We start from the raw sequence: 14623 nt of genomic DNA, 5'->3' as shown, positions 1-14623 counted from the left end.
CCCCCCCCCCCCCCCCCCCCCCCCCCCCGCCCCTCTAAGTCTTTGATTTGCCGCATTTTCTGCGACGAACCGGTCTCCACTTCGTCGGAAAATGCTCTAAGGTCCACACGGCGCCCCCCTCGGCACGGTCCTCGCTCCGGCGCATCCTGCCGGGGCGTGCCGGCAGGGTCCGCGGCGCGAGGCTTCCCGGATGATCCTGGTCATCGACAACTACGATTCCTTCGTCTTCAACGTGGTGCGCTACCTCGCGGAGCTGGGCGCGGACGTGGAGGTCGCGCGCAACGACGCCCTCGACGTGGCGGCGATCCGCGCGCGGACGCCCGAGGCGCTGGTGATCTCCCCCGGGCCGTGCAGCCCGGCCGAGGCGGGCGTGTCGCTCGACGCGGTGCGCGCGCTCTCGGGCGCGGTGCCGCTGCTGGGGGTCTGTCTCGGCCATCAATGCATCGGCGCGGCCTTCGGCGGCCGGGTCGTGCGCGCGCGGCAGCCCCTGCACGGGCAGGCCTCCCCGGTCACCCACCCGGGGCGCGGACTCTTCCGGGGCCTGCCCTCGCCGATGCGCGTCGGGCGCTACCACTCGCTGATCGTGGCGCCCGAGCCCGGGCTGGAGCGCCACCTGCGCGTCGACGCCGTCTCGCCTGAGGGCGAGGTGATGGCCCTGTCGCACCGCCGGCATCCGACCTTCGGCATCCAGTTCCATCCGGAATCCGTCCTGACCGAGCACGGCCACGCGCTGTTCTCCAACTTCCTCGCCCTGGCACGGGCGTGGCGGGAGACCCACGCGCATGCGGTGGCTTGACGGACGCCTGCACGCGGGCTCGGTCGCGCCCTTCGACCTCGCCGACCGCGGCCTGCTTCTCGGCGACGGGGTGTTCGACACCGCGCTCGCGCTGCACGGCCGCATCTACCGGGAGGCGGAGCACGTCTCCCGCCTCGTCGCCTCGGCGCAGGCCCTGGGCTTTCCCCTCGATCCCGGCACGGTCGCCACCGCCATGCGGGCGGTGGCGGAGGGGCACCCGCGCGCGGCCGTGCGCACCACCGCGACGCGCGGGGCCGGTCCGCGCGGCCTGCGCCCGCCGCCGAACCCGCGCCCGACGCTGATGGCGAGCGCCGCCCCCCTCGACCCGGGACCGGCCTTCGCGCCGCTCGCGCTGCACCCGACCGGCATCCGCCGCAACGACACCTCGCCGGCCTCCCGCCACAAGACGCTCGGCTACCTCGACGCGGTGCTCGCCGCCGAGGAGGCGGGCCGGGCGGGCTGCGACGAGGCCCTCTTCCTCAACACGCGCGGGCAGGTGGCCTGCGCGGGCACCGGCAACCTGTTCGCGCTGTTCGGCGACACCCTGGTCACCCCGCCGCTCAGCGCGGGCGTGCTGCCCGGCATCGTGCGCGCCGCCGTGCTCGGCCTCGCGCCGGCCCTCGGCTTCGCCGCCGCCGAACGATCCCTGGCCCCGGCGGCGCTGGACGCGGCCGACGCGCTCTTCCTCACCAACTCGCTGCGCCTGATCGCACCGGTCTCGCGCCTGGGCGGCCGGACCTATGCCAGCGCCGGGCATCCGGGCCTGCGCCGCCTGACCGAGGCCCTGCGCGCCGACATCGCGGCCGCCTGCGGGGCCGATCTCCTCCCGGTGGCGTGACCGTCCCGCAACACGTTCCGGTTGTCGTGCGGCCGGGCGGCGCGGCGGGTTCGGGCGGCAAGCCCCGCGTGCCACAAGGGCGGTGTCGCACCTGCTCCCTGAAGGTCCCGCCGTGGAGGTCCCGATGCCGGCTCCCGCACCCGTCCGGCTGTCCGCCGCGGCCGTCGTCCTGGCGCTTCTCAGCGGGTCACTGCTCGGCTGGCCTCTGGCGGCCGGCCCGGCGCGGGCCGAGGGCATCACGGGCGCCCCGGGCCCCTACGGCGAGACCCTGCGCCTCGACGAGAAGGGCCTCACCCTGCAGTTCCCCGACGAGACCGCGCGCCTGCGCATCGGCGGGCGGCTGCATCTCGATGTCGGGGCGGGCGCGGTGCGCCAGCGCGGCTTCGGCCCCGCCTTGCCGGATGCGGTGGCGGTGCGCCGCTCGTGGATCGAGAGCTACCTCACCCTCGGCCGTGATCTGGAACTCGCCTTCCAGTACGATCTCGCCGACCCGATGCGGCCGATCAACGACGCGGTGGCGGCCTACAAGGGCTTCAAGGACGTCATCGTGGCCGTCGGCAACATGAAGGAGCCGTTCAGCCTCAATCAGCTCATCAGCGACAACACCACGCTGTTCACCGAGCGCTCGCTCGCCGACGCGCTCGTGCCGGCGCGCAACTTCGGCGCCGCGCTCGGCCTGCACGGCGAGCGCTGGACCGCCGTCACCGGAATCTTCGGCGGCAACGCCAATACCGGCCCCGACACCGGGGGCCTCGCCTCCACCACCCGGCTCACCTACGCGCCGTGGCTGGCCGAGAATCGCATCGACGTGGTGCATCTGGGGCTCGCCGGCAGCTACCGGGCGCTGCCGCGCGACGGGCAGGCCTTTCGCCTGTCGAGCCGCCCCGAGGCCTTCCTGTTCGAGCGCCGCCTCGTCGACACCGGCACCCTCCGCGACGCCGCGAGCGTCGCCCGGATCGGCCTGGAGGCCGCCTTCCAGACCGGGCCGTTCCGGATGCAGGCGGAGTACATCCTCACCGAGGTCGGGCGCTTCGACGGCGCGCAGGCCCTGCGCTTCCAGGGCGGCTACGTGCAGGCCGGCCTCGTCCTCAACGGCGAGGGGCGGCGCTACCGCATCGCCCCCGACTACGCCACGGAATACGCGGTCTTCGCCGGCATCGACGTGCCGGAGCGCCAGCGGGTGAGCCGCGGCGGGATCGGCGTGTTCGAACTCGGCCTGCGCTACAGCGCCCTCGATCTCGAAAATAGCCCCGTGCGCGGCGGCATCGAGCAGGACGTCACGGTCGGCTTGAACTGGTACCCGGAGAAGAACCTGCGCTTCGTCTTCGACTACGTCCGCGCCCACGCCGCCCCCTCGGCCCAGGCCACCGGGTTCGGGCGCCGCACCGTGGATTCGGATGTCTTCATCGGGCGGGCGCAGTTGTACTGGTGAGCGTCGATCTCCTGAGGCGTGAGCCACCTCGGCCCGAAGAAACCCCTCGAAAGCACCACCAACCCGCTCCCGAGAAGCCGCCGGAGCGGCGTTCCGCCCGTTCTGGGCGCCGGCCTACGCCCGATCGAGGTTTTCGCACTGCCGTACGCTCCAAGCGGCAGCGGATCGGGCTGGCGCAGTAGCTGGGGCGCGTATCGGCGGCGACGCGGCCGGGCAAATTTCCCGGGTTCCGCCTCCGGCCCTTGCCAAGCCGCCGCCGCGGCGTGGCAGGATGGCGGGATCGGCCGGAGCCCGTTTTCGCCATGCGCCTCCTCGTGCAGCTCGTCCTCAACCTCGTCGCGGTGGCACTCCTGTGCCTCGCCTGCGCGGTCGGCTGGATCGTGGTCGAGACCGAGCGGGGGTTGCGGGCGGAGACGGAGGCCTCGGCGGCGCGGGTCGCGCGCGACCTGGAGCGGCTCTACTGGCGCGAGCTCCTCTGGCGCGGCGGCCTCCAGAAGACGCCGCTGCTGCCGAGCCCCGAATGGCGCACGCCCGCCATGCTCGCCGTGCTGGCGCCCGGCCTGTGCGTGTCCTTCGCCCGCGGGCCGGAGGCGCGCCAAGTCCTGTGCTCGCAGGTCGAGGGCGTGGGCCGGCCGGCGCCGGACTGGTTCCGCGCCCTGCACCGCGCCGCCTTCGGGCCGCCGCCCGCGGTGGCGCGCCCGCTCACCGTGCAGCAGCGCGACGCCGGCACGGTCGTGGCCACCGCCGATCCCGAGGCGGCGATCCGGCAGGCCTGGGAGCGCGTCCGGGTGCTCGCGGGCGTCGCGGCCGCGATGGCGGCGGGCATCAGCCTGCTCTCCGCATTGCTGATCGGCCGCGCGGTGGCGCCCGCCCGCCTCATCGTCCAGGGCCTCGCCCGGCTGGAGCAGGGGGCGGGCGGGCGCCTGCCGGCCTTCCGCGCCGCCGAGTTCCGGGCCATCGCCCGGGCGGTGGACGATCTCGGCGTCCGGCTCGCCCGCACGGCCGCCGCGCGCAACGCCCTGACCACCCGGCTGTTCCACGTGCAGGAGGAGGAGCGCCGGGCGCTCGCCCGCGACCTGCACGACGAGTTCGGCCAGTGCCTCACCGCCACGGGCGCGCTCGCCGCCGCGATCGAGGCGGGGGCGGCCGACCGGCCGGACCTCGCCGGGGATGCCCGCGCCATCACGGAGGCCACCGCCCGGATGATGCAGACCCTGAAAGGGGCGCTCGCGCGCCTGCGCTCGCAGGACGTGGACGACCTCGGCCTCCACGCCGCGCTGGCCCGGCTCGTCGCGGCCTGGAACGCCCGCGGCACCCGGGCGCGGGTCACGCTGGCGGTGGACGGGGACCTCGCCGCCCTGCCGCGGACGGCCGCGCTCGACCTCTACCGCATCGCCCAGGAATGCCTCACCAACGCCGCACGCCACGGCCGGCCGCGGCATGTGCGGGTCCGGGTCGCGTGCCCGGCCGGCGCCGTCGGCCTCGTGGTGGAGGATGACGGCGGCGGCGACCCGGCGCGCCTGCGGGAGGGGGCGGGGCACGGGCTTCTCGGCATCCGCGAGCGGGTCGACGCGCTGGGCGGCCGGCTCCAGATCGGGCCGGCGCCGGGCGGCGTGCGCGTGGCGGTGCGGATCCCGGTGGCGCCGCCGCTGGCGCGCGCCGCGTGAGCGGGACCGCGATCCTGCTCGTGGACGACCATCCGGTCGTGCGCGAGGGCTACCGCCGCCTGCTGGAGCGCCAGCCGGGCTTCCGGGTTGCCGCCGAGGCCGAGACCGCGGCGCAGGCCTACGAGGCCTACCGCCGCGTGCGGCCGGACGTCGTGGTGATGGACCTCAACCTGCCGGGGGCGGGCGGCCTGGAGGCGCTGCGCCACATCCGGCAGTGGGATGCCCGCGCGCGCATCCTCGTCTTCACCATGCACGACGCGGCGGCCTACGCGCTCAAGGCCTTCGAGGCGGGGGCGGCGGGCTACGTCACCAAGAGCAGCGCCCCGGCGGACCTCGTGCGGGCGGTCGCCCGGGTGGCGGCGGGCGGGCGGGCGCTCAGCGACGACATCGCCCGCGAGATCGCCGCCGAGCGCCTCGCGGGCCGCGACGGGCCGCTCGCCGAGCTCGGCACCCGCGAGACCGAGATCCTGCGCCTGCTCGCCGCCGGCCACACCACCGAGGCCATCGCCGACGCGCTCTGCCTCAGCCCCAAGACGATCCAGAACTACCATTCCCAGATCAAGGCCAAGCTCGGCGCGCGCACCGACGCGCAGCTCGTCTGGCTCGCGCTCGGCGCCGGTCTGGTGGGCGAGGGGACCCGGCCGGCCTGAAGCCGGCATGGGCCTGACGGCCGGCACGGGCCTGACGGCCGGATCGGCCCGGGATCAGTGCAGGGCGTGTCCCGCGTCGAGGCCGTGGCCGCGCGGGGGCGCCGTCTCAGCGAGCGCGGCCTGCGCGTGGGCGATCCGTGCCTCGGCCGCCTCGGCCCGGGCCTCCAGGCGGCGGGCTCGCTCGCGCTCGGCGGCGAGCAGCGCCTCGGCCGCCCCGACCCGTGCCTGCGCCTCGGCGGCCTCGGCCCGCGCGGCCTTCACCCGCTCCGCGGCGGCGCGCAGTTCCGCCTCCACGCGGCCGAGCAGCGGGCGGACCCGTGCCGCGATCGCCCCCGCCCGCGCCTCGGCGGCCTCCGCCCGGGCGTTCGAGGCGCGGACCTTCTCGGTGGCCCGGCGCAGCAGGGCGAGGAGGGCGTCGGTGTCGGGGAGCGTCGGCATGGCGGGAGACTCGGGCGAGGGGACCGGCGGGCACGGCGCGGTCCCCCACGACGCCCGCTCCGCGCGCTCCGGTCAAGGTCCCGGCGGGGCAAAGTTCCGCTTAGGCGACGTCCTGCCCGTCCGGGCCGGCGGGCGCCGGAACGATCCCCGGGAGCCCGAGTTGCAGGGGTGCACAGTACCCATTGGGAGTACCACGATGGCCGGTAAGGACCTCAAGGCCCTCTTCCTGCACCAGCTCAAGGACACCTACTTCGCCGAGTCCGCGATCCTGAAGGCGCTGCCCAAGATGGCCGAGGCCGCCCGCACCGAGGCCCTGCGGGGCGCCTTCGCCATCCACATCGAGGAGACCCGCGAGCAGGTGAAGCGCCTCGATCAGGTCTTCCGGCTCCTCGGCGAAAAACCCGAGGGCGTCACCTGCCAGGCCATCCAGGGCATCCTGGCCGAGGGCGAGGAGGTGATGCGCGAGTTCGGCGAGGACGAGGCCGGAGATGCCGGCCTGATCGCCGCCGCGCAGGCGGTGGAGCATTACGAGATCACCCGCTACGGGACCCTGCTCGCCTGGGCGCGCCAGCTCGGCCTCACCGAGGCGGAGGGGCTCATCAAGGAGACCCTGGTCGAGGAGGAGAACACGGACGAGATCCTGTCCGAACTCGCCGAGGAGGCCGTGAACCCGGCCGCGGCCTGAGGCGCGGGGAGCCCGGCTCCCCACCCCCTCATCGGAACCGCCGGAGGTGGTTCCGATGAGGCCGTCGGTCTCGCATCCTGTCCGCCGCCGAGCCGGGGGACCACCGCGGCCGCGAGGCAGAGCCGGAGGAGACGATGCCGACGATCACGGGTGTCCTGGAGACCGTCCTGTACGTGGACGACCTGGAGCGCGCCGCCGCCTTCTGGGGCGGGCCGATGGGCCTGCCCTGCCTCCACGCCGACCACCGCATGCGCGCCTTCGACGTCGCCGGCCGCGGCGTGCTGCTGCTGTTTCCCCGCGGCGGCTCCCTGCACCCGATCGAGACGCCCGGCGGCACCATCCCGCCCCATGACGGGCAGGGGCCGCTCCACGTCGCGCTGTCGATCCCGGCCGAGGCCCTGCCCGAGTGGGAGACGCATCTGCGGGACGCCGGCATCGCCGTCGAGGGCCGCACCACCTGGCCGCGGGGCGGCACCAGCCTGTACTTCCGCGATCCGGACGGGCACCTCGTCGAACTTGCGACCCCGGGCCTCTGGAAGGGCTATTGAGCCGGCGGCGCTGTGCGCACTCGACGCCGCGGGGCGACGCAGCGTAAGAGCGTCGCGTCGGGCGGAGGACGGGACGTGCGCGAGCAGGGGACGCGGGAGGCGGTGGCGGTCGCCGTGGCGGCCGCATTGGGTCCCCGCGCGCTGGCCCTGCGCGTCGTCACCTTCCTGGTGCTGCTCGCCGCCGCCCAGACCCATGACGGCTCGATCCATGCCGGGAGCCACTGGTTCGTGCTCGCCGGCTACGCCGTCAGCTCGGTCTGGCTCGCCCTGACGGCGGCGCGCCGCGACCGCGAGCGCCTGTCCTGGCTCTCGACGCTGCTGGATGCCGGCCTCGCGGTCTACGTGGTGATCGAGCACATGGTGGCGGGCTCGGACGGGCCGGGCGATCCGGCCGATGCGGTGAGCCGGCTGCCGGCCTTCCTGCTCCTGCTCCAGACCGGGCTGACCCTGCGGGTCTGGCACACGGCCGTGTTCGCGCTCGTGGTCTCGTCCGCCTGGGCTTGCGTGCTGGCGATCGGCCTCGCGCGGCCGGATCTCGCGGTGTTCGGGCCGGCGGTTACCCTCGGGCACCAGGCCTTCGGCCTCTTCGCCTTCGTGGCCGCCAGCCTGTTCGTGATCGACGGGGTGGTGCGCCTGCGCGGCACGGTCGCCCGGGCCCTGCTTCTCGAACAGGAGCGGGCGCGGCTCGCCCGCTTCGTGCCGGCCGGCATCGACCTCGTGCGGCCGGACGGCGCGACCCCGCTCGATGCCCGCCACGCCTGCCTGCTCGCCCTCGACATCCGCGGTTTTTCGGCCCTGACCCGCGCCTGGGGCGGGCGCGAGGTGGCGGATTGGCTGCTGGCCGTGCGCGCCGCCGCCCACGCCGCCGTCACGCGGGAGGGCGGCATCGTCGACAAGTACGTGGGCGACGGGGTGCTGGCGCTCTTCCTCGCCGGCCCGCCGGAGGCGCAGGCGCGCGCGGCCCTGGCCTGCGCGCGGGCGATCCGCGCGGAGATCCGGGAGGTCAACCGGGCGCGCGCCGCCCGCGCCCTGCCGCCCCTCGACGTCACGGCGGTGCTGCACGCGGGCGAGGTGCTGGTGGGCGTCTTCGACGACGGGCACCGGGCCGAGTTCACGGTGCTGGGGCCGGCCATGAACGCGCTCGCGCGCATCGAGCGGCGGGCCAAGCGCGAGGATCTCGACCTCGCCGCCTCGAAGCGCTTCGTGCGCCTGCTCGGCCCGGCCGCACTCCCGGTCCGGCGCCTGCCCCGCCGCGCCGGCGAGGAGGATTGCCCGGACGTGGTCGCCCTCGACGCCGATCAGGCGGCGGCGCGCCAGACCTGCCCGTCATAGGCGAAACGGTCCGGGTGCGAGGCGAGGGCGGCGAGCCCCGTGAAGGCCGGGTCCGCGATGGTGATGACGCAGGTCGGGATCTGCGCCATCTGCGCGGCGAAGGGCGGCTTGTGCGCGAAGGCGCGGCGGAATCCGCCCTCGTTCAGCACCGGCAGGATCCGGGGGGCGATGCCGCCCCCGATGAAGACGCCGCCGGTGGCCAGGAAGGTGAGGGCGAGGTCGCCGCAGAGCCGGCCGAGCAGCTTGGAAAACAGCGCCAGGGTCTGGACGGCGGCCGGATCGCTGCCCGCGAGCCCGTTCGCCGTGACGGCGGCGGGATCGGCCGCGCGCCCGCCGCTGAGCGCCGCATAGAGTCGCGACAGGCCGGGTCCGGAGAGCAGGGTCTCGACCGTGACGCGGCCCTCGATCCGCTCCAGGTGCGGCCAGAGCCGCGCCTCGGCCTCGTCGCTCGGGCCGAAATCGATGTGGCCGGCCTCGGTCGACACGATGGCGAGCTGCTTGCCGTAGGGCACCAGAGCCGCGGCACCGAAGCCCGTGCCCGGCCCCAGCACCAGCCGCGCGCCGCGTCCGGGCGGGAGCACCGGGCCGATGGGCGCGAGGATGCGGCGGTCCTGCCCCGCCGGATCGAGGGCGGCGGCGCCCGCCGCCACCGGCACGTAGTCGTTGACGACCGTGCAGGCGGAGAGGCCGAACTCCGCGCCGATCCGCGCGCCCTCGATCACCCAGGCGGCGTTCGTGAGCCGTACCGCCGGCCCGTCGACCCGCGCGGCCACCGCGAGGAGCGCCGAGCGGGGCGCCGCCGCGGATCCCTGGGCCAGGGCCGCGCGGATCGCCGCGCTCGGGTCCGGGTAGTCGCCGGTGTGGACATGGGCGGTCGCCGCCGGCTCGCCGTCCGGCCGCTCCAGCACGGCGAAGCGCGCGTTGGTGCCGCCGATATCGCCGATGAGCACGGGGAAGTCGAACATGGGCTGCCCGGGGTGGGGAGGGAACGTGGCCCCCGTTATAGCGCCGCCGCAGGGGCTTGCGACAGCGCCCCGGGATCATCGCGCGGGATCATCGCGGAAGCGATGACCCCGCTTCAGGGGCCCTTGGTCGTCGCCTCAGCGCCCCTCCATCCGCCCGACCGCCTTCATGGCCTGCTTGAGGGCCAGGAGCCGGCGGTCGCGGTCGCGGAAGAGGTCGGCCGGATCGCGCCCGCCCCAGTCGAAGAAGCCGCGGCCCGCCATCACGCCGGTGCGGCCCTCCTCCACCAGCGCGTCGAGGGCCTCCGAGCGGGTGCGGGCGGGCGGCGGGCTGTAGCTCGCGTTGGCGAGCGCGTGGCGCAGCAGCTCGATGCCGGTGAAGTCGGCCTTGGCGAGGTGGCCGAGGATGGGGATGCGCAAGGAGAGACCGTGCACGATGGCGTCGTCGATCTCCCGCGGGGAGGCGATGCCCTCGTCGAGGAGGTGGTAGACCTCCGCCGAGATCGCCGACTGGATGCGGTTGGCGACGTAGCCCGGGATGAAGCGCTTGAGCACGATCGGCACCTGCCCGAGGCCGAGGACGAGGGCGCGCACCTCCTCCACCACCGCCGGATCGGTCCGCGGCCCCGGCACCACGTCGACGAGATCGACGATGTAGGGGGGCGTGTACCAGTGGGCGACGATCGACCGCTCCTGGCGCGCCTCGGGGATCAGCGGGAATACGTCGAGGTAGCTGGTGTTGCTCGCCAGGATCGTCTCCGGCGGGCAGAGGCGGTCGAGTTCGGAAAAGAGCGCCTGCTTCGCCTCCGGATTCTCGGTGATCGCCTCGATGACGAGGCGGGCACCCGCGACCGTCTCGGCGAGGTCGGGGGAGAGCCGCACGGCGCCCGCGAGGCGCTCGGCGGTCCAGTCCGCGCCGACGGCGCCGGCCTCCCGCAGGGTGTCGAGGGCGGAGGCCATCAGGCCCTGCACCTGCGCCAGGGTCTCGGCGCGGCTGTCGGTGAGGCGCACCCGGTGCCCGCCCAAGGCCAGCACCAGCGCGATGCCGTGCCCCATCAGCCCGGCCCCGATCACGGCGATCTCGGTCATGGTGTCTCCTCCCTCGTGTCACGGCGGGGTGCGGGGGCGGCGCCCCCTCGTCTCACGGCGCCCAGGGACCGAGCCGGTCGATGTCCCGGGCGCGCCGCTCCAGCCACCAGCCGGCCTGCGCGGGCCAGCCCTCGTATCCCTCTCGCGCCCGCAGGGCCCAGTTCGGATCGGCGAGGGCTTCGCGCCCGATGGCGACGAGGTCGGCACGGCCCTCGGCCAGCACCGCCTCGGCCTGGCGCGGATCGACGATCAGGCCGACCGCCATCGTGGGAATCTCCGCCTCGCGGCGGATCCGGGCGGCGAAATCGACCTGATAGCCGTAGTCCCGCCGCACCCGCGCGGCGGTGGCCGAGCCGCTGATCCCGCCCGAGGAGCAGTCGATCAGGTCGATGCCCACTTCCTTCAGCTCGCCCGCGAAGGCCAGCGTGTCGTCGAGGGTGAGCCCGCCCTCGATCCCGTCCACCGCCGAGACCCGCGCGAAGAGAGGCTTTTCTTGCGGCCACGCGGCGCGCAGCGCCCGGGCGACCCTTAGGGGATACCGCATCCGCCCGGCGCGGTCGCCTCCGTAGGCGTCGGTGCGCCGGTTGGCGAGCGGGGAGAGGAAGCTGTGCAGGAGATAGCCGTGGGCGCAGTGCAGTTCGATCACGTCGAAGCCGGCGCGGTCCGCGCGCGAAGCGGCGACCGTGAAGGCCTCCACCAGGGCCGCCATCGCGGCCTCGTCGAGCTCGGCCGGCACCAGCCAGCCCTCGTCCACCGCCACGGCGCTCGGGGCGACGACGGACCAGGGGGCGTCGCCGCGGGCGAGGTCGTCGGGGCCGAGCGGGCCGTTGCCGAACCAGGGCCGCTGCATGCTGGCCTTGCGCCCGGCATGGGCGAGCTGCAGGCCCGCCGCCGCGCCCTGGCCCTTGAGGAAGCGGGCGATGCGGGCCAGCGCCTCCCCGTGCGCGTCCGACCACAGGCCGAGGTCGCCGTGGGTGATGCGGCCCTCCGGCACCACGGCCGTGGCCTCCAGGATCACCAGCCCGGCGCCGCCCAGCGCGAAGCGCCCGTAATGGACGAGGTGGTAGTCGCCCGCCATCCCGTCCTCGGCCGAGTACTGGCACATGGGCGGAACGACGACGCGGTTGCGCAGGGTGACGTCGCGAAAGCGGGCTTGAGAGAAGAGAAGGTCGGTCATCGGGCGCAGGTGGTCGCTTCTTGGAGTCAGGGGAGGGCACTCGGCCATTTCCGACGATGCCCCGGTCAGTGCAGCGAGGGCGCTGCGGCGCCTGCTCATGATCTCGCGCGCCATCTCAACCTGAGCATCGGCTTCGGATCCCGCGTGCGGACGGTCGGGTGCAGTCATGCCCCCTCACACCGTCGCGATCGGCGTCGTCGGCGAGCCGACAGCGCCGGGGAGCCGCAGCGGCGGGGCGGTGAGGAGGAAGCGCGAGCGGCCGTGGGCGCGCAGCCACGTCGCCAGCGGCGTGAGATGCCACAATTCCCCGAGATTGACCCCGAGCTTGAACAGGCAGTGCTCGTGCAGCGGCAGGGTGGCGCAGCAGCCGCGCATCGGTCCGGCCGGATAGGCCTCGACCGCGTAGTTGTCGGCGATGAGCGCGCAGAGTCCCGTATCGGTGATCCAGTCGAGGAGCCGGGCGTCGCGCCCGTCGAGGCCGGCGCCGAGCGCGTGGACCGTCTCGGGATCGGGCGCGCGGTCCATGCCGAGCAGCCGATCGGCGAAGCCCGTGTGCAGGCAGACCATGTCGCCGGGCTCGATCACCACCCCGTCCGCGTCGAGGATGCCGCGCAGCGTGTCGTAGCCGACCGCCCGGCGCGCCTCGCCGAGATGCGCGCGCAGGTCGATCATCACGCCCCGTCCCTGCATGCCGCGCTCCGCCAGCCGCTCGATGCCGAGCGCCCGGGCGCGCGAGGGCGCGCCCGCGTCCCCGGGCTTGGACGGGCCGGTGATGTCCGTGCCGGCCCGGAAGCCGTTGTAGTAGACGGGCTCGGCCGCGCCGTCCCCGTCCGCGTCGAACAGCGAGCCGACGTGGCAGAGGCCGTCCCACTGCGTCGAGTATTGCAGGTGCAGCACCGCGACGTCGTCGCTGATCACGTCGGTGGCGTCGGGCACCTCCTCGCAGACCGGGAAGTTCATGTTCGGGCGCCCGTTCGCCCGCACGGTCGGGGTGAGGCGAGGGGGATGGCGGCGCGGGTTCAGCACGTTGCCGCCCGGGTAGTCGAGGGGCAGGCTGAGGCAGAAGGTCAGGCCCTCGCGCACCTCGGCGACGCCCTGGCGGACCTTTTCGGGGGTGAGCAGGTTGAGCCGCCCGATCTCGTCCTCGGGACCCCAGTCGCCCCAGGTCGAGCCCTCCGGGCGGCGGCGCCAGCGCAGGCTCACTTCTTCACCAGCGGGCAGCGGGAGGCCGAGAGCGGCTGGAAGGCCTGGTCGCCCGGGATGGTGGCCACGCGCTTGTAGAGGTCCCACGGGCCCTTCGACTCGGCCGGCGTCTTGACCTCGAACAGGTACATGTCGTGGACCATGCGCCCGTCCTCCCGGATGCGCCCGCCCTTGGCATAAAAATCGTCCACCGGTGTTTCCCGCATCACCCTCATGACGGCCTGCGTCTCGTCGGTGCCGGCCTGCCGGACCGCCTTGAGGTAGTGCGTGACGGTGGAATAGACCCCCGCCTGGGACATGTTGGGCATGCGTCCGGTGCGCTCGAAGAAGCGCTTCGACCACGCGCGGGTGCCCTCGTCGAGGTCCCAGTAAAAACCTTCCGTGAGCAGCATGCCCTGCGTCGGACCGAGCCCGAGGCTGTGGACGTCGTTGATGTAGACGAGGAGCCCGGCGAGTTTCTGGCCGCTCTGGGTCAGGCCGAACTCCGCCGCCTGCTTGATGGCGTTGGTGGTGTCGCGGCCCGCATTGGCGAGCCCGACGATCTTCGCCCCCGACCCCTGCGCCTGGAGCAGGAAGGAGGAGAAATCCGGGGTGTTGAGGGGCGCGCGCACGCTGCCCTTCACGGTGCCGCCGCTCGCCTTCACCACCGCGGTGGCGTCGCGCTCCAGCTCGTGGCCGAAGGCGTAGTCGGCGGCGATGAAGAACCACGAATCCCCGCCCGCCTTCACGGTGGCCTGGGCGGTGACGTTGGAGAGCGCGTAGGTGTCGTAGGCCCAGTGGATCGAGACCGGCGAGCAGGCCTCGTTGGTGAGCCGCACCGCGCCGGGGCCGCTGAAGGCGATGATCTTGTTCTTGGCCCGCGCGATGTCGGCGGCGGCGAGCGCGGTGGCGGAGGCCGCGACGTCGAGGATCGCGTCCACCTTCTCGGTGTCGAACCACCCCCGCGCGGTCGAGGCCGCGATGTCGGCCTTGTTCTGGTGATCGGCCACCAGCACCTCGATGGGCGCGCCGAGCACCGTGCCGCCGAAATCCTCCACCGCCATGCGCGCCGCGGCGGCGCTGCCCGGCCCGGTGACGTCGGCGAAGATCCCCGACATGTCGAGGATGAAGCCGATCCTGACCACCTTGTCGGAGATCGCCTGATCGGGGAGCGTCGGTGCGGCGGCCTGCTGCGCGCGGGCCGGGTCGTGCCACGCGGCGGCGAGCGCCGCGGCCGACAGCACGGTCAAGAGCGTTGTCCTCAACCCATTCTTCCCTGGTGCGCGGGCCTCTCGTCGGGCCCTGGCCGCCATGGTTCGAGGCCGGCCATGGGTTGTCAACCGTGCGGAACGGCGTTTCGCAGCATCAGACCGTCCGACACGGAAAATGTATGCCAGGGTTGTCGGATCCCCGCCCGCCGATTCGTCCTCCGGGCGACCCGGCCGCGGGGCCGGGCTGCCAGGGGAGACGCGGATGACCTACGTCGACGGATTCGTGGTCGCGGTGCCGAAGGACAAGGTCGAGGCCTACAAGGCGCTGGCGCGCCGGGCCGGGGCGGTCTGGAAGGAGCACGGGGCGCTCGCCTTCGTGGAATGCCTCGCCGACGACGTGCCCTACGGCGAACGGACCTCCTTCCCGCGGGCCGTGCAGGCGACCGAGGACGAGACCGTGGCCTTCTCGTGGATCGTCTACGCCTCGCGCGCCGACCGCGATGCGATCAACGCCAAGGTGATGAGCGATCCGCGCCTCCAGGCCGACATGGCCGAGATGCCCTTCGACGGAAAGCGCATGATCTTCGGGGGCTTCCAGCCCTTCTTGGAGCTGTAG

Annotated in this window: 15 protein-coding genes; 9 read left to right on the top strand and 6 right to left on the bottom strand. The window is 74.2% G+C overall.

Annotation, left to right across the window (positions count from 1 at the left end; translation table 11 throughout):
• The first annotated feature begins 190 nt into the window (after positions 1-190).
• The 5 genes from ACKUB9_RS19070 (at position 191) to ACKUB9_RS19050 (ending at position 5383) form a co-directional block, all read left to right on the top strand.
• Positions 191-796: an anthranilate synthase component II gene (locus tag ACKUB9_RS19070; protein WP_407525495.1), complete on the top strand. Its 606-nt coding sequence runs from the start codon at positions 191-193 to the stop codon at positions 794-796.
• The gene (locus tag ACKUB9_RS19065) at positions 783-1634 is read left to right on the top strand and encodes an aminotransferase class IV (RefSeq protein ID WP_407525492.1); all 852 of its coding nucleotides are present in this window, start codon (positions 783-785) and stop codon (positions 1632-1634) included. The genes ACKUB9_RS19070 and ACKUB9_RS19065 overlap by 14 nt, the downstream gene beginning before the upstream one ends.
• Before the next feature lie 124 nt (positions 1635-1758).
• Complete coding sequence (locus tag ACKUB9_RS19060) at positions 1759-3066, top strand: OprO/OprP family phosphate-selective porin (protein WP_407525490.1); 1308 nt, start codon at positions 1759-1761, stop codon at positions 3064-3066.
• 302 nt (positions 3067-3368) lie between these two features.
• Positions 3369-4733 carry a sensor histidine kinase gene (locus ACKUB9_RS19055; RefSeq protein WP_407525488.1) on the top strand — a complete coding sequence of 455 codons (1365 nt, stop codon included), beginning with the start codon at positions 3369-3371 and terminating at the stop codon, positions 4731-4733.
• Complete coding sequence (locus ACKUB9_RS19050; RefSeq protein WP_407525485.1) at positions 4730-5383, top strand: response regulator; 654 nt, start codon at positions 4730-4732, stop codon at positions 5381-5383. Before ACKUB9_RS19055 ends, ACKUB9_RS19050 begins: the two co-directional genes overlap by 4 nt.
• 54 nt (positions 5384-5437) lie before the next feature.
• On the opposite strand, the gene ACKUB9_RS19045 is transcribed toward ACKUB9_RS19050, so the two are convergent.
• Complete coding sequence (locus tag ACKUB9_RS19045; RefSeq protein WP_407525482.1) at positions 5438-5821, bottom strand: hypothetical protein; 384 nt, start codon at positions 5819-5821, stop codon at positions 5438-5440.
• A gap of 196 nt (positions 5822-6017) precedes the next feature.
• Between ACKUB9_RS19045 and ACKUB9_RS19040 the strand changes: the two genes are divergently transcribed.
• The 3 genes from ACKUB9_RS19040 to ACKUB9_RS19030 all read left to right on the top strand — a co-directional run bounded on the left by ACKUB9_RS19040 (position 6018) and on the right by ACKUB9_RS19030 (position 8386).
• A complete protein-coding gene (locus ACKUB9_RS19040) occupies positions 6018-6506 on the top strand; it encodes a YciE/YciF ferroxidase family protein (protein WP_407525480.1) in 489 nt (162 codons plus the stop codon).
• A gap of 134 nt (positions 6507-6640) precedes the next feature.
• Positions 6641-7054 (top strand): VOC family protein, encoded by a 414-nt coding sequence (locus ACKUB9_RS19035; RefSeq protein ID WP_407525477.1) that lies wholly within the window; start codon positions 6641-6643, stop codon positions 7052-7054.
• Between the two features lie 75 nt (positions 7055-7129).
• Positions 7130-8386, top strand: coding sequence for an adenylate/guanylate cyclase domain-containing protein (locus tag ACKUB9_RS19030; protein ID WP_407525475.1), 1257 nt, complete (start codon positions 7130-7132; stop codon positions 8384-8386).
• On the opposite strand, the gene ACKUB9_RS19025 is transcribed toward ACKUB9_RS19030, so the two are convergent.
• The 5 genes from ACKUB9_RS19025 to ACKUB9_RS19005 form a co-directional block, all read right to left on the bottom strand.
• Positions 8353-9351, bottom strand: a complete 999-nt coding sequence (locus ACKUB9_RS19025) for a glucokinase (protein WP_407525472.1) — start codon at positions 9349-9351, stop codon at positions 8353-8355. The genes ACKUB9_RS19030 and ACKUB9_RS19025 overlap by 34 nt on opposite strands.
• 135 nt (positions 9352-9486) lie before the next feature.
• Positions 9487-10437, bottom strand: coding sequence for a 3-hydroxyacyl-CoA dehydrogenase family protein (locus tag ACKUB9_RS19020; RefSeq protein ID WP_407525469.1), 951 nt, complete (start codon positions 10435-10437; stop codon positions 9487-9489).
• A 52-nt stretch (positions 10438-10489) separates the two neighbouring features.
• On the bottom strand, positions 10490-11614 hold the full coding sequence (locus tag ACKUB9_RS19015) for an NADH:flavin oxidoreductase/NADH oxidase (protein ID WP_407525466.1): 1125 nt from the start codon (positions 11612-11614) through the stop codon (positions 10490-10492).
• 174 nt (positions 11615-11788) lie between these two features.
• Positions 11789-12817: a cyclase family protein gene (locus tag ACKUB9_RS19010; RefSeq protein WP_407525463.1), complete on the bottom strand. Its 1029-nt coding sequence runs from the start codon at positions 12815-12817 to the stop codon at positions 11789-11791.
• Positions 12814-14109: an ABC transporter substrate-binding protein gene (locus tag ACKUB9_RS19005; RefSeq protein WP_407525460.1), complete on the bottom strand. Its 1296-nt coding sequence runs from the start codon at positions 14107-14109 to the stop codon at positions 12814-12816. The genes ACKUB9_RS19010 and ACKUB9_RS19005 overlap by 4 nt, the downstream gene beginning before the upstream one ends.
• Positions 14110-14269: 160 nt before the next feature.
• On the opposite strand from ACKUB9_RS19005, the gene ACKUB9_RS19000 reads away from it, so the two are divergent.
• Complete coding sequence (locus ACKUB9_RS19000; RefSeq protein ID WP_407525457.1) at positions 14270-14623, top strand: DUF1428 domain-containing protein; 354 nt, start codon at positions 14270-14272, stop codon at positions 14621-14623.

The sequence above is a fragment of the Methylobacterium oryzisoli genome (genome assembly GCF_046557895.1).
In the GTDB taxonomy this organism is placed as follows: domain Bacteria; phylum Pseudomonadota; class Alphaproteobacteria; order Rhizobiales; family Beijerinckiaceae; genus Methylobacterium; species Methylobacterium oryzisoli.
The sequence above is the reverse complement of the archived record's forward strand: the minus strand, read 5'-3'. Positions and strand labels throughout refer to the sequence as shown.

Excerpts from the sequence above, each read along its gene's own strand:
- ACKUB9_RS19070 (WP_407525495.1), top strand. The coding sequence starts at position 191 with ATGATCCTGGTCATCGACAACTACGATTCCTTCGTCTTCAACGTGGTG.
- ACKUB9_RS19065 (WP_407525492.1), top strand. The coding sequence starts at position 783 with ATGCGGTGGCTTGACGGACGCCTGCACGCGGGCTCGGTCGCGCCCTTC.
- ACKUB9_RS19060 (WP_407525490.1), top strand. The coding sequence starts at position 1,759 with ATGCCGGCTCCCGCACCCGTCCGGCTGTCCGCCGCGGCCGTCGTCCTG.
- ACKUB9_RS19055 (WP_407525488.1), top strand. The coding sequence starts at position 3,369 with ATGCGCCTCCTCGTGCAGCTCGTCCTCAACCTCGTCGCGGTGGCACTC.
- ACKUB9_RS19045 (WP_407525482.1), bottom strand. The coding sequence starts at position 5,821 with ATGCCGACGCTCCCCGACACCGACGCCCTCCTCGCCCTGCTGCGCCGG.
- ACKUB9_RS19040 (WP_407525480.1), top strand. The coding sequence starts at position 6,018 with ATGGCCGGTAAGGACCTCAAGGCCCTCTTCCTGCACCAGCTCAAGGAC.
- ACKUB9_RS19035 (WP_407525477.1), top strand. The coding sequence starts at position 6,641 with ATGCCGACGATCACGGGTGTCCTGGAGACCGTCCTGTACGTGGACGAC.
- ACKUB9_RS19025 (WP_407525472.1), bottom strand. The coding sequence starts at position 9,351 with ATGTTCGACTTCCCCGTGCTCATCGGCGATATCGGCGGCACCAACGCG.
- ACKUB9_RS19020 (WP_407525469.1), bottom strand. The coding sequence starts at position 10,437 with ATGACCGAGATCGCCGTGATCGGGGCCGGGCTGATGGGGCACGGCATC.
- ACKUB9_RS19015 (WP_407525466.1), bottom strand. The coding sequence starts at position 11,614 with ATGACCGACCTTCTCTTCTCTCAAGCCCGCTTTCGCGACGTCACCCTG.
- ACKUB9_RS19005 (WP_407525460.1), bottom strand. The coding sequence starts at position 14,109 with ATGGCGGCCAGGGCCCGACGAGAGGCCCGCGCACCAGGGAAGAATGGG.
- ACKUB9_RS19000 (WP_407525457.1), top strand. The coding sequence starts at position 14,270 with ATGACCTACGTCGACGGATTCGTGGTCGCGGTGCCGAAGGACAAGGTC.